Raw genomic sequence first — 18,523 nt, forward strand, 5'->3', positions numbered from 1 at the left:
AACTAGAAAGGCAAGGCACTGCTCACTTGTGAAGCTTAAGTGAACAGCATTGCCTCTGCACATAGAAAAACGACCGCGATTTCGGACTGTTCCGGGTCGCGGTCGTTTTGCGTTCGAATGGGCGTTTAATCTTTTCGTTTTAGCCGATGCGGGCTTCGAGACGGCGGCCAATCGCCTGCAGGAACTCGGTCGAGTTCAGCTTAGTGGCCGGACGGTCGCAGAGCGCGACCAGATCGCCGGTCATTTCGCCGTCTTCAATCGTCTGCAGCGTCGCTTCTTCGAGATCGTCCGCAAAATGAATCAGTTCGGGAATCTCGTCGAATTCCGCGCGTTTGCGCAGCGCACCGCTCCAGGCAAAAATGGTAGCCACCGGGTTGGTGGACGTTTCTTCGCCTTTGAGATAGCGATAGTAATGCCGGGTGACGGTACCGTGTGCAGCTTCGTATTCGTAGTTGCCGTCCGGAGAAACCAGAACGGACGTCATCATGGCCAGCGAGCCAAACGCGGTGGAAACCATATCGGACATGACATCGCCGTCGTAGTTTTTGCACGCCCAGATAAAGCCGCCTTTCGAGCGGATGACACGGGCAACCGCGTCATCGATCAGCGTGTAAAAATACTCAATTCCAGCCGCTTCAAACCGGGCCCGGTATTCCTGGTCGTACACTTCCTGGAAAATATCCTTGAAGCGGTGATCGTACTTTTTCGAAATCGTATCCTTTGTGGAAAACCAGAGATCCTGTCTGGCGGACAGCGCAAATTCAAAGCAGCTGCGCGCGAAGGAATAAATGGAAGAATCCTTGTTGAACTGACCCTGCAAAACGCCCAGGCCTTCAAAACGGGCAATTTCTTCTTCGATTTCAATGCCGGAATCGCCGGTAAAGACAAGACGGGCTACGCCGGGTCCTTCTACGCGGATTTCCGAAGCCCGGTACACGTCGCCAAAAGCGTGACGGGCAATCGTGATCGGCTTTTCCCAGGTGCGAACAGCCGGCTTAATGGAGCTGACCATGATCGGCGTACGGAAGACGGTTCCATCCAGAATGGCACGGATCGTACCGTTCGGCGATTTCCACATTTCGGAAAGGCCGTATTCTTCAACCCTCTGCTTATTGGGGGTAATGGTCGCACACTTGACGCTGACGCCGTATTTTTTGTTAGCCAGCGCTGCATCGATGGTGACCTGATCCTTCGTCGCTTCCCGGTTGACCAGGGAAAGGTCGTAGTACTCGCTCTTCAGATCCACGTACGGAAGAATCAGGATCTCCTTAATCTGAGACCACAGTACGCGGGTCATTTCATCGCCGTCCATTTCGACCAGCGGTATTTTCATCTGAATTTTCATAAATTTTCCTCACAACGCATTTATTCTAATCAGAGTGAAAATGGTTTTCAAACCTGCCGGGGCCGGTTCCATTGTTTCGACTGGCTTTCCATGGGTTTTGAGTACTCTTTTCCAAAATACAAAAAGCGGGCCGTTCTGGTCCGCCTTTCTTTTCCTGAGATTAAACGTCTGTTTTCGGACTGGATCGCCTACGCAAAGAGAATGCCAAGCGTGATGGCGAAGAGCGCAAAGCTGATAATGGCTGCGATCATCCATCCGGTTTTTACCTTTTTCAAAGAAGCGACTTCTTCTTTGAGAAGTTCGATTTCATTTCGTTCCAGATCCTTTTCCATTTTGGTTTTCGGCTCGGCCATATACTCTCCCCGCTTTCCGTTTTTTCGTTCTGTATGCATTCCAGCAGATCTTCGATTGGAAGGTCCGCAGGACGGATTGGAAAGATCCTTTTTGCAAACTTGTCTTCGCTCATTTTACCATGATTCGGGGGCGCCCTTACGGACACGATCGAAAGTCTGCCCGGCAATGCCTTCCTGATCTCCCCGCTGCGCGTTTCCGCCCACAGGAAAAGACGGTCCGAAGACCGTCTCTTTTCTTGTGGGAGCAGTGAGATCGCTATTCCTGCGCTTCCTCTTCCTCTTCCTCTTCGGATTCTTCTGAAGCAGAAGAAGGTTTGTGCAGGGTAAGAATATACGTTCCGTCTGCGGGGAGTTCTTCATCTTCCTTGGGCTCGCCGATAATCTCGAGCTCACAGGGATATCCCATGGATTCAAGGGTATCGAGAAGCCCCTGTTTGCCAAGCTGTTTGGTAATGCGGTAGCCACAGGCACAGTTTCCATACTGTTCCAGGCAGGAAATGATCCAGGCTGGGATCTTGCTTGAACTTGAAGTGGACATGATCTGACCTCCTGTTAATTTGTGTTCGGACTTGCGTGTCGTGTTAAGTGTACCCCACATTGAAGAAAAACCGGACAGAAAGAAACGCAATTCTGTCCGGCACTGGGGATTTCAGAATGAGAAAATATTACTTCTCGAGAATCTCGATCAGTTTTGGATAGTAGTCGTAACGGCCGTCAATGACGCGGAGCGCATCGCGGACGATGCCTTTGGCTCTCTGCAGATCGAAGGATTCGTAAACGCTGGCGAAGCGGTAGTAAATCTGATCCTTGAGCTGGTTCTCACGCAGAACGTAAGAGTAGCCGTCGTTTCCTCTGGCGTAGTCGCCGTGCTTGATGTACAGGTCGGCGATATCCATGAGGGCGCGGTTCTGCCAGGACGCCAGGTCTTCAAACTGAGCCATGACGCCATAGAGGAAGCCTTCGTAGTACTTCACATCGTTGTGCTGCCAGCCGGGCAGGATCGTGTAGGCAACGGTCATGAAGCGGTCGAGCAGGCCGTGAAGATCCGCTGGGATAATGGTTTCCATTTCTTCGAGGGATTCGATGCCGTTCTGCTGGGCATAGACGAGAACCTGACGTACATCATCGAACAGATCCTTGTAAATGGCGGAGTCGTTGATGCCTTCGTTGATCAGCATGCGATCGACATCCTTCGCGATCTTTTCAGCAAGCTTGCGGTTGTCTTCGGCTTTATTCGGAATACGGGCAGCCAGACGGTCGCAGAGGTATTCGATCACGTTTTTCGAGAATCCGTCGACTTCGAATACGTATTTCTTTTCGGTCTTGTCGGCGATTTTTTCGTACGCGTCTACGGCTTCTTCAATGCTCTTGGCACGGGTGAGTTCGCCAAGCAGCGTATCGAGATCCATATCGACGCCTACAGCGGACATCATATCCATGAGCGTATTGTCATCGAGCGTATCGTAGAACGCTTTTTCTTCCGCGCTCATATGTGTGATAGCGGCTTTGGCAGCGCCTTTGGCCGGACGCACTTTGGAAGCGAGCACTTTACGGCTGGCCATAGCGGCTTCTTCACAGCGTTTGGCGGCAGTTTCCGGATCCATGTTGGATACAATTTCCGGAATCAGCTTGTTAATGGCTTCCGCAGCGGCTTCCTTGTCGGTTTTTTCGACTTTCTTAGCAGCTTTGCGTGCCGGTTTCTTAAAGGTTTTCCTGGCTTCGGCAGAATCCTTGGCGCTGCGGGCAGCGAGGTTTACCTGACCGAACGTATGCGCAGCCGCTTTGGCCGCGAGCACTTTACGGCTTGCGTCTTCTGCGCGGACTGGAGTTTCTTCTGCGGTGAGTTTCGCGATGCCTTCCATGACTTCGACGCCGGCTTTTACTTCGGCGCCTGTGGCGTTCAGACCGGCTTCGATCTGCGCTTTCGTCTGATCGCTCTGACTTTCTTCATACGCTTCTACGACAGCGGCAGATGCTTTGGCAGCTTTCTTTGTCGTTTTCTTAGCGGGGGCTTTCTTTTCAGCAGCCTTTTTTGCGGGGGCTTTTTTTGTTTTTGGAGCAGCTTTCTTCTCGGCCAGGGCGTCAATGCCTTCCATGATTTTTACACCGTCTGCGGCTTCATCAGCAATAACGGTTTCCGCAGCGACTTTTTTGGCTTCCGCTGCGATGCCTTCCATAATTTCCACGCCGGCCTTGGTTTCTTCAGCGAGAACTTTTTTGGCAGCATTCACTTCGGCAACGGTCTGATCGCTTCCGGCAACAGCTTTTTCTGCCACCTTTTCCTGCTGTTTGTCTACGATGGCATCTACAGCCTTTTCGTAGGCAACGCCGCCTGCGGTTTCGGCCTTGAGCATATCAATGTTCGCATTGATTTCTGCCTGGGTCTGATCGCTGTTTTCCACGAGAGCCGGTTTTGCGGCTTTCTTGGCAGCCGTCTTTTTCGCGGCTGGTTTTGCCTTTTCAGCAGCAGCTTTCTTCGCTGGCGCTTTTGCGGCTTTTACAGGTTTTTTATCGGAATCTGCGGCTTCCTTGGCAGATGCTTTTGCGGGAGCTTTTCTGGAAGCTGCCAGTTTTGCGGGGGTGCTTTTCTTCGAAGCGGCACTCGCTTTTGCGGCAGGCTCTGGTTTTACAATTTCTTCAGTGCTGTTCGCAGCTGTATCTTTTTTGGACATACGTAGCCTCCAATCCATTCTTTCCTTATTAGTATATCATTCTCGCCATTTTTGCACTCTCACATGAACAAATCGCAAAAGCGCGAAACGCCTTTCTTTATCGGCCGGATCGCCCGTCCGTACCGCTGCAAACTCCCGTTTTCACAAACCGCTTCTGGGGTTTTGCGCACCGGGGGACTTGCAGTATGTTTTTTACAGGCGTGATGCGAAAAGCATACAGAACGTCATTGTACCGTGAAAGATTATTTTTTCCTACAAAATGGTTCAAGGGCATCTTTAAGCTTGCTTTAAAACAGAGCGATATACTGAAACCATCAAAGATAACCAAGGAAAAAATTCATATCGAAAAGGAGTTTAGTATGGCAAATAACACACCCCCAAGAGTACCGAACAGAAAGTCTTCCAACCGTAAGATTTACACCAGTGTAGCGGTCATCGGCCTTTGCACGGTTCTTCTTTCCGGCGCGGCAGGCTTTGCGGGTTCCTATTTTGGAAATGCGGCAAGCCAGCCTTCGCAGCCGGCTTATAAAACTTCGGACAATACCGCAAATTCGTCCTCGAACGGTTCAACCTCGACAGCCGGCTACACCGTAACCGATGTATCGGATGTTGTGGCCAGGCTCCGTCCTTCCGTTGTGGAAATTACGACGGAATCGGTAAGCTCCGGCAACTCCATCTTCGGCCAGTACACCGCGCAGGGCGCCGGATCGGGCGTTATCCTGAGCGAAGACGGCTACATCGTTACCAACAACCACGTTGTGGAAGATGCGGATACGATTACCGTTAAGACCTTTGACGGCAAGGAATACCCGGCTACCCTTTGCGGCACCGACCCGCAGACGGATATCGCCGTCATCAAAATCGATGCGCAGGGCCTTTCGGCAGCCACCATCGGCAATTCCGATGACATTAAAGTCGGCGAAGCGACAATCGCGATCGGCAATCCGCTCGGCTCGCTGGGCGGCACTGTTACAACCGGCATCATTTCCGCAGTCGGCCGTGAAATCACGATTGAAAACGAAACGATGACGCTGCTCCAGACCGACGCAGCCATCAACCCGGGCAACTCGGGCGGCGGTCTGTTCGATGCCAACGGCAATCTGATCGGCATTGTCAACGCCAAGCAGTCCGATACCGGTATTGAAGGTCTTGGCTTCGCCATTCCAATCAGCGATGTCACCAACGTCATTGACGATCTCATCAGCAACGGTAAAGTCACTTCCCGTCCAGTTCTGAATGTCAGCCTGCAGGACATCACCGACAGCTACTTCAACTACAACTCGCTTGATCCAGGCGTATACGTTGTACAGATCGTTCCGGGCGGAACCGCAGATGCCGGCGGCGTGAAATATGGCGACAAGATTATCTCGTTTGACGGCGAAGAAATTTCTTCTTCCTCGGATGTACGCAACATCCTCAAACGCCATAAAATCGGCGATGAAGTTGAAATTGTCGTTGAACGCGACGGCCAGCAGCAGACGCTGAAGCTCACGCTCCAGGGCCCCGCAGACTAACCCTTCCCTTTACATAAACCCTGCTGTTCATCCCTTCCTGCCATTGGGGGCTATGCGCTGCCAATGGCTTTTTTCTTTGACCCGCTTTGATCGGTTCTGAATGCATTTGACCTGCAGCAGCCTTCCTTCCCGAATCTCCTCAATTGTCTTTGTTTGGACAATTCCTTTTTCGACCTGTGCAGAAATTTTATCGGGAAGTGTTGTTTTTTACTCACTGGGCAAGCGCTTATCATTTCCCGGAAATCCACTGAATTGTGAATTATTTCACGTTTCGTGTCGTTCCGGCGGGCACTTGGACGATCAGAAGTTTGTCCGGACTTATAATGGAGTCAGTAATTAAGGGAGGTTAACTCATGGCAGACAATCTGATTTCAAAACGAAGAATTATGCTGGTCGGAACCGGCTTTGTCGGAATGTCCTTCGCCTATTCCATGCTTCATGAAAAAGGAATCGACGAAATGGTTCTGGTGGACGTGAATGCGGACAAGGCGAAAGGCGAAGCCATGGACCTGACCGACGGTCTGGTTTATGCCGACACAAAAATGAAAATCTACTCCGGCTCCTACGCGGATGCGGAATACTGCAACGTGGTCGTTCTGACCGCCGGCGCAGCGCAGCGTCCGGGACAGTCCCGTCTGGAACTGGTAAAAATTAATGCGCAGATCACCAAAGGGGTTTGCGAAGAACTGAAGAAAAACAAATTCAACGGCATTCTGCTCGTTGCCAACAACCCGGTCGACATCATGACGTACGTCGCCTGGAAAGCGTCCGGGCTGCCGAAGGAACACGTCATTGGTTCCGGTACCGTTCTCGATACCGCGCGCCTGCGTGTAGAACTCGGCGATGAACTGGGCTTTGCGCCATCCAATATTCACGCCTACATTCTGGGCGAACACGGCGACTCGTCCTTCATCAGCTGGACCAACAGCTACATCGGATGCAAGTCCCTGCTCGAATACCTCGATGAAAAGAACATTTCTCTCGCCCGTCTGCAGACTATTTATGAAGACGTCCGCGATAAGGCGTACAAAATCATTGATCTGAAAAAAGCAACGTATTACGGAATCGGCCTGGCTCTGCGCCGAATCGTTACGGCGATCCTCAACAACGAGCGCTGCATTCTCCCCGTTTCTTCCTATCAGAACGGCGAATACGGCAAGTCCGGCTACTTCATCGGTACGCCAACCGTCATTGGATCCGACGGAGCGACGCAGATTCTGACGCTGCCGTTAAACGAAAACGATCAGAATCGCTTCAACAATTCGTTCGATACGCTGGTCAAGACCATTCAGGAAAACCTGGGCGACATCATCGATCTCAACGACTAAACGCATGAGCTGAATCCAGCGGTTCATGATTCATTCCCTGTTCCATCCAAATCACAAGTTCACTATCCATAAAGTCAGACAGGCCGTCTCTTTCGAAAAGAGGCGGCCTGTTTCTGCATACAGCGCTATGAATGATTTGGGGATCCCTTCGTTCAGTTTTCCTGAATGTACAGCCGGCTGCTGCGCGGGAATTCCCGGGCAAAGGCTTCCTTGAGAAGTTTCTTATAGCCGTCAGCAGGCAGTTCGATTTCCTGATGAAGATAGCCGTCTTCAACAAGAAGAAACTGACCGTTTTCTTTTTTCAGGCAGACCGAGCGGTCCTTTTTAAACGTGAGAAGGCGAAGCGAGGAAAGCCGGCTCGATTTGGGAGCGTTCATCCATTTCACCTGTGCTTCACGTACGGAAATCATTTTCATGCCGCTTCCCCTTTCAAAAAGGAATCCATCTCCTGCGTGAACTCTTTTTTCAGAAGCGTTCCGGAAAGATAGAGAACATAAATCGTGGAATCCTTAACGGCAAATGCGGCCCGGCATGCTTTAACGGCGGGATCGTTGATCCGACATTCCAGAACCGGCAGATCCTGCCATTTCTTTCTGGAAGCGAGTTTGGCGTGATAAAAGCCGTTTTCACCCTGACGGGAAAGAACATCCGCGATTTTCGAAGTCAGCGCAGGATTTTTCTGCAGATACTTGCGGCATCCGCGGCTTACAAACGCGATGGTCCAGCCCGGACGTTCTTGTGTCTGGTATAAATCTGTATTCATGATTTCAGACTAGCACGCGCGCAAAACGATGTTCTTCTGGGTGCCCTTGTATGATTTTCGTCAGATCCCTTGCCAGATCAAAAGGACCAGACAAAAAGGACAGAGCAAAATTCGCGTCTGTCCTTGATATGCGGGTATGGAAATAAAATGGGATTTCGATTTGGATTGGGCCAGCCGGCTTTACATGCGTCAGCACGAAGCAAGCGCGCTGCCTTTTGAAACCGCCGGCTTTACGCTCTCCGAGGGGCATTCGGCTTTTTTGTCCGAAGCGGCTTTCCGGCTTTCTTCAAGCAGTTCATCGATCGTACGCACGTCATCAAAGAGCATGCGGCAGGGACGGCCGTCGGTAAACGTCAGCAGATCCTTGTGGTAATGGCCGCAAAGCCAGATTTTGTAGTCCGTCTTCTTACGGATTTCTTCCAGGAATTCGAGCTGCTGAACCTGATCGGCTTCATAGCATTCGAGCTCGAGTTCATACGTATTGGCTAAAGGATGGGAGGCGTACACGTCATGCGAAAGAATCACATCCACCTTCCAGCCGGCTTTGGCCAGGTTGTCGAGCGCGTGCTGCGCTTCTTCCTGATTCATGATTTCCTGCTTCCACCAGTTCACGCCTTCGCTGCGAAAGGCATGATCGTGGCTGTAGCCGCCGCCTAAGGCGAGCCAGGTCTTATTGTCAAAATGATAAATTTCGCCGCGCATCAGATGGATCACATTTGAACGGATGCGGTGGATTTTTCCGCCGTTCCACTCCTCCTGCGGGTAGGCATTGAGAATACTGAAATTTTCGTGATTGCCGTCGATGAACAGAGTTGTCCAGGGCAGAGATTCCAGCCAGTTAAGCCAGAAGTTGTCATTGGACGCCCCGTCCCAGACGCATCCGAAATCGCCGCAGACGATGAGATAATCCCCCGCCTGCATTTTCTGGGCGACTTCCGATTCTCTCGGATTGATTTTCCGGATATCGAAGGCTCCATGCAGATCGCTTGTTACATAAACCATGATTCTTTTCGCACTCCATCTCTCCAAAAAGTGAAGATCGATATAACGATAGCGAAAAAAAAGCGAATGTCCCCCTTTTTTACACATTTTGCACAAAATTTTCATGTAAGCACTTACCATTCTTGACAATCGGCGCGCGTTGCTTTCGGTAAGCGCTGTCATTCAGAAGACTGAATTTTGTTATTTCGATCCGATTTGCGCATCAGGAATGTCGGATTATGAACGTAAACTCGAACGGCCGCAGCCGGTACGCCGTTCCATCCAGAGCCTTGAAGAGACGGCTTGGACCGCCAGGCGTATGATAAACAAATTCTGCCCCTGTCTTGGTGAGAGACCATTCGATAGGAAAAGCCCCGAAAACCGTCGGGCGTTCGGAGCTTCGTTCGATCGATTGGGTATGGGTTTTTGAACCGAATGGATTCTGCTGAAACGACAGGCGTTTTTCTGAATCCGGATTATGCGTTTTCTTCGGCTTTGGAGAACGCCAGATAGGCTGCACCGATCAGGCCGGAGTCTTCGGAAAGGGTTGTTGTACGCACGTCTACGTAAGGAACAACCGGTCCGTGAACTTTTTTCTTCACGCGGTCTTCGACGTCTTTCGTGAAGCCTTTGATCTTGGTTGCAACCGAACCGCCGAGGATGACGATTTCCGGGTCGGTGACGGCGATCAGGCAGGCGATCATGTTGGCCAGGTAATCCTTGGTGTCTTCCATGATTTCCTGAGCGACTGGATTTCCGGCAACGGCGAGATCGTTGACTTCGCCGGCGTGTTTCACTTCGAGGTTGGCTTTCTGGGCACGGGTTGTAATCGCGGTACCAGAGCAGATGGCTTCGACTGCACCGTTGAGCAGACGTCCGTGCTGCGGACCGTCTTTCCAGAGAATGCAGTTGGCGATTTCATGGGCGAAACCATGTGCGCCGTCGTAAATTTTCTTATCGATGATCTGGCCGGATCCGACGCCCGTCGAAATGGTCAGATACTGAACGTAGCGTTTGTCCTTGCCTTCGCCGACAACCGCTTCCGCCAGTGCGGCCAGGTTGGCGTCATTTTCCAGATAGACCGGAAGGCCAGTGGCTTCAGAAATGGTCTGCGGAATCGGGAATCCCCACCACGCCTGACCAAGGTTTGGCGTCGTAAGGATGCATCCGTTTTTCAGATCGAGCGGTCCTGGGCAGGAAATGCCGACACCGACAATGTCCTTGCCAAAGCCTTTAATGGTTTCTGCAATTTTGGAAAAGGTTTCGTTTGGATCTTCCGTATTCGTACGGAACTGGACGCGTTCCACAAGGTTGAGGTTTTCGTCCACAAGAGCAACACGCGCATTGGTGCCGCCGATATCAATGCCTACAGCATATTTCATAAAATGTCCCTCCTTGGGCTGACTATGATCAGTTTAACATAGCCAGACGAGCCGGGAATTAAATTCGGCGAACGCCGGACGTACATTGTGCTGCGGGAAGAGAGAGCGTTCCCGGCATTTCGTCGCGCTGGGATTCGCGGTTTCCCTGCGGAATGAGCGCGGTGATTTCGTCGTCATCGTAGCCGACGACCATTGTGCGTTCCGAAAGCATGATCGGCCGCTTTAAAATGGACGGATTGCGCTGAATGAGCACGATCAGCTCGCGAACCGTGTAATCGTTAATGTCTTTTTTCAAAGATTGAAAAGCCTTGGAACGGGTCGAGATAATATCCGTCGTTCCGTTTTCACACCGTGAAAGAAGATATTTGATTTCGGATTCGAGCATTAAGTTGGAAAAGATGTTTTTTTCCAGATAGGAAATGTGATTTTCTGTTAGCCAGCGTTTTGCTTTCCGGCAGCTGGCGCAGCCAGGGGATGTATAGACAATGACCATAAGAACCTCGCTTTTTTGATCTGGTGTTCACCTGCATGCGCTGGCTTTTCCCTTGATCAAATTTACATGTTAATGGTAACACCATAATCCGTACATGTTTGGGAATGTGACTAAATAAGATTAGAGAATACATCTATTTCTATTTTCGTGCCATTCAGAGGCTTTTCTGCTCAAAAACGAAAAAGGCAGGAACTTCCTGCCTCTTTGTGTTTTCTTCGATTGGTATCGCTCTTTTTGACGGTTCGAAAATGCAGAAATTTTATTTTCTGTGAATTTCAAATCCAATCGATGCGAGCGGTTTATAAACCGTTACTCTACGCCGATGATGAAGGAGTAGACCGGCTGCCTGCCGCTGTAGACTTCTACTTCCGCGTCGCTGTGATCGGTAATGAACGCAGCCAGCTCATCAGCCTGTTCTTTCGTGGCGTCTTCGCCGTAAATCAGCGTAACGAGTTCGCTGTCGTCGGCGAGCATTTTGGATAGGAGCGCCTTGGCGGTATCCATTTCGTTTTCATTGGCTTCCACGATGGCCTTGCCTAAAATCGCCATGTACTGACCGGCTTTGATCGGCAGACCTTCGTACGTCGTATCCTTGATGGCGTAGGTGACTTCGCCGGATTTCACGTGCGCGATGGCTTCGTTCATATCGGACAGGTTGTCTTCCAGATCCGCTTCCGGGTTGAACATGACGCAGGCGGAAAGGCCCTGCGGGATCGTTTTGGCCGGAAGAACATGAACGTCACGGTCTTCGAGAACATCCCCGGCCTGCTGAGCGGCCATGACGATATTGGAGTTGTTCGGGAAAATCAGAACGTGATCGCAGTTGAGTTCTTCGATGGCGCTGATGAAGTCTTCCGTAGACGGGTTCATCGTCTGTCCGCCGGAGATGACTTTATCCACGCGCAGATCCTTGAACATGTCGCGGATGCCGTCACCGGCAGCGACAGCGATCAGACCGTACTTTTTATGCTCCGCCTGTTTTTTCGGCGCAGCGGCATGGGTCTGCTCGTTTTCCTGATCGAGAATTTCTTCGTGCTGATCGGTCATGTTTTCGACTTTCAGCTTCACAAAGCGTCCCTGGCGGCGGCCCATTTTCACAGCCACTTCCGGGGTCAGGGTATGTACGTGAACTTTGACAATGTCTTCGTCCTGTACGCAGACGATCGAGTTGCCGATGGTGGACAGCTCATCGCGGAATTTTTCTTCCGAGAAGTTGCGCATGCCGCGATCGGACAGCTGAAGAATGAATTCGGTACAGAATCCGTATTCGCCTTCACCCTCGATCTTGGTCTGGCTGGCTTCCGAAGACGATCCAGTCGACTGTTCGGCTTCGACCGGCTTGCCTTCCATAGCAAGAAGCATACCTTCAAAAATCGCCAGAAGACCGGCACCGCCGGAGTCAACGACACCGACTTCCTTTAAGACAGGGAGCAGGTCAGGTGTAGTATCCAGAGAAATTTTCGCCTCTTCGACCATTTTGCGCATGACATCGACACAGTCGGTGATGCCTTCGGTCGCGGTATAGGCGTACGTATAGTCGGCAGCTTCGCGAACGACGGTCAGAATGGTTCCTTCAACCGGACGCATAACGGCTTTGTAGGCGACACGGCTTCCGTTCACCAGAGCCTGCGCGAGCTGCATGGCATCGATTTCATCGAGATCCTCTACGGCCTGATAAATGCCGCGGAAAATCTGAGAAGTAATAACGCCGGAGTTTCCACGTGCGCCCATGAGCAGGCCGCGGGAGAGCACTTTGGCGATCGCGCCGACACCTTTGGCATCGGATTTGAGAGCTTCCTTAACTCCGTTTGAAAAAGTGAGATACATATTGGTTCCGGTATCGCCGTCCGGAACCGGGAATACGTTCAGCGCATCAATTCTGGCCTGGTTGTTGCCCAGATTGTTCATGCCCGAACGCAGCATTTCCCGAAAGAGTTTGCCGTCAATAAATTCCATTGTTCTAAAGGCTCCTTACTTAATTGCTTTCACGCCCTGAACAAAGATATTGACTGCTTCAACTTTAACTTCCAGGGTTTTTTCCAGTACGTAGCGCACGCGCTGCTGCGCAGCAAGCATCACTTCGGAAAGCTTGATGCCCTGCATGGCGATGACATAGATATCGAGAATCAGAGAATTTCCATCCTGACGCACGATGACGCCGCGGGAGTAGTTGTCCCGTTTGAGCAACTCAGCCCAGCCGTCCTTAAGCAGCTTCTGGCTGGCCATGCCAATAATTCCGTAGCATTCATTGATCGTACCGCCCACGAGATTGGCGATGGCGTCGAGAGAAATTTCAATCTCTCCGTATTCTGTAGATTTATGAATCGGCATAGTTTTGCCTCCTGTTTTCCATGTGAAAAAGCGGTGCATGCTGCACCGCTGTCATTATATCGACTTTTCATTGGAAATAAAAATCCTACAGACCGGCGAAGAAAACCGCTGGACCGTCATTTTTGACATCAGATCGGATAGAACGTATCCGAAGCGGCGTCATACGTGTAAACCGTTCCCGAGTCCATCGCACGGAAAAGATTCGTAGACGGCGAATACTGAATGTTATCGACCGCGCTCGGCTCCCAGTCATTGATCGCTGCAACGTTCACCTGCATCGTGCCGTTTGGCGTCTGAATGGTCTGAATGCCGCTGTACAGTTCCGGAACATACGGATAGGTATACACCGACTCTTCGGAGCTGGCCTGGCTGTCCCTGTTTTCGGAATCTTCTTTTTTGTCGTCTTCGGACTTCTTTTGAGAATCCTTGTTTTCGTCTTTTTTGTCGTCCTCCTTGCTGGACTGGCTGGAGGAATAATTCGGGTCGATTACGCTCTTTGGAATTTCGCGGTTTCCGGCGCGTTCTTCCGGAGAGAGGTACAGGTACGAACAGGAAACTTTATTTACGACGGAGTTTTCCCCATCGAGAATGAGGCAGACCTGTTCGCCCTGCAAATGTTCAAGGACCTGATTGTACGTCGTCATCATGAACAGAGAAGGAAGGGAGGTAAAAACGGTATTGCCGTCCTTGAGCACGAGCTTCAGCATGTTTTTGTCATACGTCTCGGCCCAGGGCTGAATTTCCGCGATCCGGTCAAACACCTGGCGGGTGAGCTGCTTCGGATACTTTCGCACCTGCTCGCAAAGCGATTCAATCGTCTCGTCGCTTAAGGAACTGAGCAGCGGATAGTGGACGAGCGTTTTATAGAGTGCATCGCTGTTTACCGGAATCTTTTCATTCTGATCGGTAATGAGCGTGACCTGATCGCCGTCCTGCGTATAGCCGACAATCATTTCTTCTTCTATGGCAATGCGAATATCGTTTCCGTTTTTGGTGACATCGGCGCTGCGGATGAGCGGATTTTCTTCGAGCCGGGTGGCAATCGCGCTAGGCGACGAAAGACCGATCAGCCCGCTTTCCGATACATCGGCCAGCGCGTAAATCTGCGATTTGGAATAGTAGTAGTTTCCTTCGCAGGACAGCGCCCGCACCTCAAAGGCCCGCGTAAACGGGAAGATGCAGACGGCTGCCATCGCAAAAATCGCCCACGCAGCCCATACCCAGTTCACATTGCGTCTGGGTTTTGGCTTGTGCGGTTTATAGTCGTCTTCCTCGTCATGGCTTCGCAGCAATTCGAGAAAGGCTTTCCCCTTATTCATAATGCTGGTGTGTTTATCAGGATCCACTCTGGGTGTTGGTTTCGAGCTCGAGCTGGGCATCCCAATTGATCCTTTCTACTTCGGTAATCAGCTGGACGCCCAGTTTTTTCAGGGCCGCCTGCTGAATGGAGCGAATCAGCGTATCCACGTCGCGCGCGGTCGCTTTTCCCTCCTCGTTGATAATGAAGTTTGAATGCATTTCACTGACTTTGGCGCCGCCGCAGTATTTTCCGCGAAATCCCAGTGCGTCCACCACTTCCCAGGCGGACCCGATCGAAGGGTTGCGAAAAACCGATCCGGCGGAAGGCTTGGACACCGGCTGACTCGTCAGACGGCGCTGCTTTCGCGAATCCATCAGGGCACGGATTTCTTCCTGATCCCCTTTTTCCAGACGCAAAGTGGCTCCAAGTACAATCCAGTGCTTCTTTTTCTGGAAAATGGAATGGCGGTATTCGAAGCCGATCTCTTCCTTGGACAGCACCCGGATCTGGGTCCCGTCGAGAATGGTGACCGTTTCAATCAGCCGCGAAAGATCCGAGCGATAGGCGCCGGCGTTCATATAGACACCGCCGCCAAGCGTTCCGGGAATGCCATAGGCAAATTCCAGACCGGTCAGCGATTCTTTCATCGCCGACTGACTGATCGCGATCAGCGAGCATCCGGCTCTGGCTTCAAGGATTTCGCCATGAAAGGCGTAGGCGCATAATTCGCCGGTCAGTTTGATAATGACCCCGTGATAGGGCGCATCCGAGGCCAGTACGTTGCTTCCGTTGCCCAGAACCATCCAGGGAATCTTCTTTTCGTCTAAAAGCGAAACGAGATTCTGAAGATCATTCTGGGTATCGACTTCCACGAGAAAATCAGCGGGCCCGCCGATTTTATACGTGGTATGGCGGCACAGCGGCTCGCCGCATTTGACTCGTCCAAACGCCGCGAGCACAGATTCTTCGATCATGGCTTATTTTTCCTGACCGGAAATAATCGAATTGGCCCATGCGATCATATCCTGTGCTGCGTGCGGATTGCCGGCTTTAAGGGCATCCGCTTTGAGAGACTGTCTTTTGTTCTCATCGAGAAACGCCGTTTCAATCGCTTTGGAAAGGCTATCGGCATTGAGGTCCTTTTCTTCCAGCATGATGGCGGCGTCTTCATCTACTAACATTTTCGCGTTGTAGTACTGATGATTTTCCGCCACATACGGGCTGGGAATAATGACAGCCGGAATGCCGAGAGCGGTCAGTTCCGCAAGCGTTGTGGCACCGGCGCGGCAGACCATTCCGTCCAGCATGCCGTAAAGACGAAGCGCATCCACATACGGAACCGTATGAACGTTTTTGAATTCATCAAACGAATGCAGCGCGTCGGCGTTGTCCTTGCCGCAGGCGTAGACAATCTGCAGCGACGGATCAACTTTCGACAGCGCCTCTTTCATCAGTTTGTTGATGGAAGAACTGCCAAGCGAGCCCATGACGATCAGAATCGTCGGCAGACTCGGATCCAGATTCAGTTCCTTAAAGTAGGCTTCATCTTTTTTCACGCGAGCAGCCAGACTGGCGCGCGGATTGCCGAGCAGGCAGGCTTTTTTATCGCCAAACTCCTTCTGCGCCTTGTCATAGCACGTGACAATGCCGGCAGCTTTGGAAGCCACCAGCTTATTGGCTTTTCCAATGACGGAATTCTGCTCATGAAGCATGAACGGAATGCCTAAAGAGGAAGCGGCCATAGCCGCCGGTGCGGTCACGTAACCGCCAAATCCGATCACCAGATCGGGCTTTTCTTCTTTCAGATACTTTTTTGCTTTTGAACGGGCTTTGAACATCTTGAAAACAGCTTTGATCTTATTGACAAAGCTGCCGGCCAGACCGGAGGCGTGAACTGGCAAAAAGCGATAGCCGGCTGCAGGGACAATCTGCGCTTCCATGCGGTCATCGTTTCCGATAAAGAAAATATCGGTATCCGGTTCCTGTTCTTTCCATATTTGAGCGAGGGCTAAAGCGGGATAAATGTGTCCTCCCGTTCCCCCGGTGACTATACATATTTTTTTCATAGGGATCGAGCTTAGTATATCATCTGAAAAGAGAGGCCGACAAAGTCTTAGCGGATTGTAACAATTCCCTCCTGCCTTGTCCCCTTCCCTTACCGATCGAACGATACAGCGCAAACCCCCGGCGTGCATCCAGGCACGCCGGGGGTTATGTATCCGTTCGAAATTTCTTCAGCGCCGATGCAAGGATCGGATCGCTTCTTTGTTGATATATATCGTTTTAATACAGGCAGCAGAAAAAGCCGCTGTCGGTCATCAGCTGAATGAGATCGTTTTCCGTCAAATCATACGTATGACCTGCTTCATCGGGGACATAGAGACGATACGTCATGTATCCGGATTCATCCCTTTCACTACCATAAATCAGGCCGTACATGTTCGAGTTGCCGGTCTGGAAATTTACGCAGACGATCGTGGGATAGCCTATGCTCAGATTCGTATCGATCGAATTGTACAGAGCCTCTATGTGCGCCGCGGTCAGCTGATAGAGTTCCAGATACACGCCGGTATACATTGCGCTGATGCCATTGACATCAAAAGCACGGGTCAGATAGCCTGCCAGCTTCTCGTAATCGCTGACGCCATCGATCATGACGCTATTGGCGATTTCTTCCTGACTGGAAACGATGCCCCTGTATTCGAGAATGATCTGGGCGACCGCCGGACCTGTGTAATTGGATTTTTCCCGGGTGATATGCGCCAGCGGCAGCGTGTCAGCCGAGCTGGAAGGACTCTCATACGAATTCGTCACGATTGGAATCATTCGGCGAAGAGGAAGGCTCTTCTGCACTCGTCACGTTTCCTGTCCGATCTTCCCCATCGGAAGGAATGAACGCCGACGTTTCCTCTTTTGCGGAATTGCGATCTTCCTGCTGACTTTCCAGTTTTTTGTTTACGGCTGCGGTCTGGTCAGAAAGATGATCACTGGACGCATTCGAATTTCGTCCAAAAACGAATACGCCGATCAGAACAGCCGCCACAAATAATGCCGCAATACCAATGCCCGCATACAGACCTGTTTTCTTTTTGGTCTTTGAAGTCGCTGGCATGGCGCCTGGGTTCAAAGATGTCTGCGCCCGATTTGGCGCGGCCTGTACAGGGCGCCCTGCAGCTGCACGCGGACTGGCCTGAGAGGGCTGCTGCGGTTTTGACCGCTTTGGCAGAGCGCTTCCGCAGCGTCGGCAGTAAACATCGTTTGCATTATTTGGGGTATCGCAGTTGGGACAGATGAGCGGCCGATCGGATTTCGTCTGTTCTGGCTCTGAAGCCTGCGCGAAAGGCGTACCGCAGCGCTCGCAGAAACGGCTGTCCTCCCGGTTTGGCGTACTGCAATTTGGACACTTCTTCATCGTATGGATCCTTTCTGTATTTTCGGTTATTGAATAGCCTTTCTTTTCGTCTTGCTCTATTCTTTCTGGATCACAAGAGCGTTCGATCGGTCTGAATCGATCGACGGATCGCATTAGCATCCGCTGTTTTTAGCTTGCTCATCGTTTCCTTTTGCGATTCGTCTTTACGAAAAATGCAATCGACGTGTAGTTTTGACTTCAAAAAATGGACGGGTTGCCTGAAATACGTGAACTGGAAGCGAAAAAAAGATGGAATCGTAAACTCCATCTCTTTTCAGCTCGATTTGGAACGAATGATTCCAGACCGTTTTCCTTTGTAAATTTCTGGTGCTTGGTTTTCTTCATGCGGGTGTTTGCGGGTTTTTACCTCTATGACCGGTCTGACCAGGGATACAGGTATGCATTTGAACCAGCAGAACGCACTCGAAGCCTGGCCGAATGAATCTCATTCGAGCTGAACAAAGCCGTCCTCACCGCCAGACAAATGAAGAAAGGTCTACGAGAAGACAATAACAAAAAGCGCAGCAGATCGGTATAAAACCAAAAGGCGGTATCCGTTTCAGATAAAGCTGATACCCCCTTTTTAGCCCGAAAAAACGTAAGCGTCAAATAAAAGACGGGTATTTTCTCGACCGCCTCCTTGGGATAA

The 18,523-nt window shown here is 51.1% G+C and carries 19 protein-coding genes; 2 read left to right on the top strand and 17 right to left on the bottom strand.

What is annotated here, in order from left to right:
• Positions 1 to 139: 139 nt before the first annotated feature.
• The 4 genes from Q2J39_RS07865 to Q2J39_RS07880 form a co-directional block, all read right to left on the bottom strand.
• Entirely contained in the window at positions 140 to 1,345 is a 1,206-nt protein-coding gene (locus Q2J39_RS07865) for an NADP-dependent isocitrate dehydrogenase (RefSeq protein ID WP_288339968.1), read from the bottom strand.
• A 188-nt stretch (positions 1,346 to 1,533) separates the two neighbouring features.
• Complete coding sequence (locus tag Q2J39_RS07870; RefSeq protein ID WP_288339966.1) at positions 1,534 to 1,737, bottom strand: hypothetical protein; 204 nt, start codon at positions 1,735 to 1,737, stop codon at positions 1,534 to 1,536.
• 217 nt (positions 1,738 to 1,954) lie between these two features.
• Complete coding sequence (locus Q2J39_RS07875; protein ID WP_288339964.1) at positions 1,955 to 2,236, bottom strand: hypothetical protein; 282 nt, start codon at positions 2,234 to 2,236, stop codon at positions 1,955 to 1,957.
• Between the two features lie 127 nt (positions 2,237 to 2,363).
• Complete coding sequence (locus tag Q2J39_RS07880; protein WP_288339962.1) at positions 2,364 to 4,370, bottom strand: hypothetical protein; 2,007 nt, start codon at positions 4,368 to 4,370, stop codon at positions 2,364 to 2,366.
• A 359-nt stretch (positions 4,371 to 4,729) separates the two neighbouring features.
• Between Q2J39_RS07880 and Q2J39_RS07885 the strand changes: the two genes are divergently transcribed.
• A complete protein-coding gene (locus Q2J39_RS07885; protein WP_230267478.1) occupies positions 4,730 to 5,884 on the top strand; it encodes a S1C family serine protease in 1,155 nt (384 codons plus the stop codon).
• Between the two features lie 353 nt (positions 5,885 to 6,237).
• The gene (locus Q2J39_RS07890) at positions 6,238 to 7,212 is read left to right on the top strand and encodes an L-lactate dehydrogenase (RefSeq protein ID WP_288339960.1); all 975 of its coding nucleotides are present in this window, start codon (positions 6,238 to 6,240) and stop codon (positions 7,210 to 7,212) included.
• A 152-nt stretch (positions 7,213 to 7,364) separates the two neighbouring features.
• Here the strand turns inward: Q2J39_RS07890 and Q2J39_RS07895 are convergent, their stop codons facing one another.
• The 13 genes from Q2J39_RS07895 to Q2J39_RS07955 all read right to left on the bottom strand — a co-directional run.
• On the bottom strand, positions 7,365 to 7,628 hold the full coding sequence (locus Q2J39_RS07895; RefSeq protein ID WP_288339958.1) for a hypothetical protein: 264 nt from the start codon (positions 7,626 to 7,628) through the stop codon (positions 7,365 to 7,367).
• Positions 7,625 to 7,975, bottom strand: a complete 351-nt coding sequence (locus Q2J39_RS07900) for a hypothetical protein (RefSeq protein WP_230267481.1) — start codon at positions 7,973 to 7,975, stop codon at positions 7,625 to 7,627. The genes Q2J39_RS07895 and Q2J39_RS07900 overlap by 4 nt, the downstream gene beginning before the upstream one ends.
• A 189-nt stretch (positions 7,976 to 8,164) precedes the next feature.
• Positions 8,165 to 8,977 (bottom strand): metallophosphoesterase, encoded by an 813-nt coding sequence (locus tag Q2J39_RS07905; protein WP_288339956.1) that lies wholly within the window; start codon positions 8,975 to 8,977, stop codon positions 8,165 to 8,167.
• Between the two features lie 455 nt (positions 8,978 to 9,432).
• Positions 9,433 to 10,338 carry an ROK family protein gene (locus Q2J39_RS07910; protein WP_230267483.1) on the bottom strand — a complete coding sequence of 302 codons (906 nt, stop codon included), beginning with the start codon at positions 10,336 to 10,338 and terminating at the stop codon, positions 9,433 to 9,435.
• A 58-nt stretch (positions 10,339 to 10,396) separates the two neighbouring features.
• Positions 10,397 to 10,831, bottom strand: a complete 435-nt coding sequence (locus Q2J39_RS07915) for a Spx/MgsR family RNA polymerase-binding regulatory protein (protein ID WP_230267485.1) — start codon at positions 10,829 to 10,831, stop codon at positions 10,397 to 10,399.
• A 309-nt stretch (positions 10,832 to 11,140) separates the two neighbouring features.
• Complete coding sequence (locus tag Q2J39_RS07920; RefSeq protein WP_288339952.1) at positions 11,141 to 12,787, bottom strand: DAK2 domain-containing protein; 1,647 nt, start codon at positions 12,785 to 12,787, stop codon at positions 11,141 to 11,143.
• A gap of 15 nt (positions 12,788 to 12,802) precedes the next feature.
• On the bottom strand, positions 12,803 to 13,162 hold the full coding sequence (locus tag Q2J39_RS07925) for an Asp23/Gls24 family envelope stress response protein (protein ID WP_230267488.1): 360 nt from the start codon (positions 13,160 to 13,162) through the stop codon (positions 12,803 to 12,805).
• 128 nt (positions 13,163 to 13,290) lie between these two features.
• On the bottom strand, positions 13,291 to 14,481 hold the full coding sequence (locus Q2J39_RS07930) for a cell division protein FtsQ/DivIB (protein WP_288339949.1): 1,191 nt from the start codon (positions 14,479 to 14,481) through the stop codon (positions 13,291 to 13,293).
• A 16-nt stretch (positions 14,482 to 14,497) separates the two neighbouring features.
• Positions 14,498 to 15,436, bottom strand: a complete 939-nt coding sequence (gene murB / locus Q2J39_RS07935; protein ID WP_288339947.1) for a UDP-N-acetylmuramate dehydrogenase — start codon at positions 15,434 to 15,436, stop codon at positions 14,498 to 14,500.
• 3 nt (positions 15,437 to 15,439) lie between these two features.
• Positions 15,440 to 16,528, bottom strand: coding sequence for an undecaprenyldiphospho-muramoylpentapeptide beta-N-acetylglucosaminyltransferase (murG, locus tag Q2J39_RS07940; protein WP_288339945.1), 1,089 nt, complete (start codon positions 16,526 to 16,528; stop codon positions 15,440 to 15,442).
• A gap of 217 nt (positions 16,529 to 16,745) precedes the next feature.
• On the bottom strand, positions 16,746 to 17,276 hold the full coding sequence (locus Q2J39_RS07945) for a hypothetical protein (protein ID WP_288339943.1): 531 nt from the start codon (positions 17,274 to 17,276) through the stop codon (positions 16,746 to 16,748).
• The gene (locus Q2J39_RS07950) at positions 17,260 to 17,874 is read right to left on the bottom strand and encodes a zinc-ribbon domain-containing protein (RefSeq protein ID WP_288339941.1); all 615 of its coding nucleotides are present in this window, start codon (positions 17,872 to 17,874) and stop codon (positions 17,260 to 17,262) included. The genes Q2J39_RS07945 and Q2J39_RS07950 overlap by 17 nt, the downstream gene beginning before the upstream one ends.
• A gap of 369 nt (positions 17,875 to 18,243) precedes the next feature.
• Positions 18,244 to 18,523, bottom strand: a 280-nt coding sequence (locus Q2J39_RS07955; RefSeq protein WP_288339939.1) for a hypothetical protein, incomplete at its 5' end; no start/stop codon positions are given.

The organism is uncultured Allobaculum sp. (assembly GCF_948576815.1).
In the GTDB taxonomy this organism is placed as follows: Bacteria; Bacillota_I; Bacilli_A; order Erysipelotrichales; family Erysipelotrichaceae; genus Allobaculum; species Allobaculum fili.

Bases quoted from the DNA above. Each gene is read 5' to 3' on its own strand.
- Q2J39_RS07865 (WP_288339968.1), bottom strand. From the start codon at position 1,345: ATGAAAATTCAGATGAAAATACCGCTGGTCGAAATGGACGGCGATGAA.
- Q2J39_RS07870 (WP_288339966.1), bottom strand. From the start codon at position 1,737: ATGCATACAGAACGAAAAAACGGAAAGCGGGGAGAGTATATGGCCGAG.
- Q2J39_RS07875 (WP_288339964.1), bottom strand. From the start codon at position 2,236: ATGTCCACTTCAAGTTCAAGCAAGATCCCAGCCTGGATCATTTCCTGC.
- Q2J39_RS07880 (WP_288339962.1), bottom strand. From the start codon at position 4,370: ATGTCCAAAAAAGATACAGCTGCGAACAGCACTGAAGAAATTGTAAAA.
- Q2J39_RS07885 (WP_230267478.1), top strand. From the start codon at position 4,730: ATGGCAAATAACACACCCCCAAGAGTACCGAACAGAAAGTCTTCCAAC.
- Q2J39_RS07890 (WP_288339960.1), top strand. From the start codon at position 6,238: ATGGCAGACAATCTGATTTCAAAACGAAGAATTATGCTGGTCGGAACC.
- Q2J39_RS07895 (WP_288339958.1), bottom strand. From the start codon at position 7,628: ATGAAAATGATTTCCGTACGTGAAGCACAGGTGAAATGGATGAACGCT.
- Q2J39_RS07900 (WP_230267481.1), bottom strand. From the start codon at position 7,975: ATGAATACAGATTTATACCAGACACAAGAACGTCCGGGCTGGACCATC.
- Q2J39_RS07905 (WP_288339956.1), bottom strand. From the start codon at position 8,977: ATGGTTTATGTAACAAGCGATCTGCATGGAGCCTTCGATATCCGGAAA.
- Q2J39_RS07910 (WP_230267483.1), bottom strand. From the start codon at position 10,338: ATGAAATATGCTGTAGGCATTGATATCGGCGGCACCAATGCGCGTGTT.
- Q2J39_RS07915 (WP_230267485.1), bottom strand. From the start codon at position 10,831: ATGGTCATTGTCTATACATCCCCTGGCTGCGCCAGCTGCCGGAAAGCA.
- Q2J39_RS07920 (WP_288339952.1), bottom strand. From the start codon at position 12,787: ATGGAATTTATTGACGGCAAACTCTTTCGGGAAATGCTGCGTTCGGGC.
- Q2J39_RS07925 (WP_230267488.1), bottom strand. From the start codon at position 13,162: ATGCCGATTCATAAATCTACAGAATACGGAGAGATTGAAATTTCTCTC.
- Q2J39_RS07930 (WP_288339949.1), bottom strand. From the start codon at position 14,481: ATGAATAAGGGGAAAGCCTTTCTCGAATTGCTGCGAAGCCATGACGAG.
- murB (WP_288339947.1), bottom strand. From the start codon at position 15,436: ATGATCGAAGAATCTGTGCTCGCGGCGTTTGGACGAGTCAAATGCGGC.
- murG (WP_288339945.1), bottom strand. From the start codon at position 16,528: ATGAAAAAAATATGTATAGTCACCGGGGGAACGGGAGGACACATTTAT.
- Q2J39_RS07950 (WP_288339941.1), bottom strand. From the start codon at position 17,874: ATGAAGAAGTGTCCAAATTGCAGTACGCCAAACCGGGAGGACAGCCGT.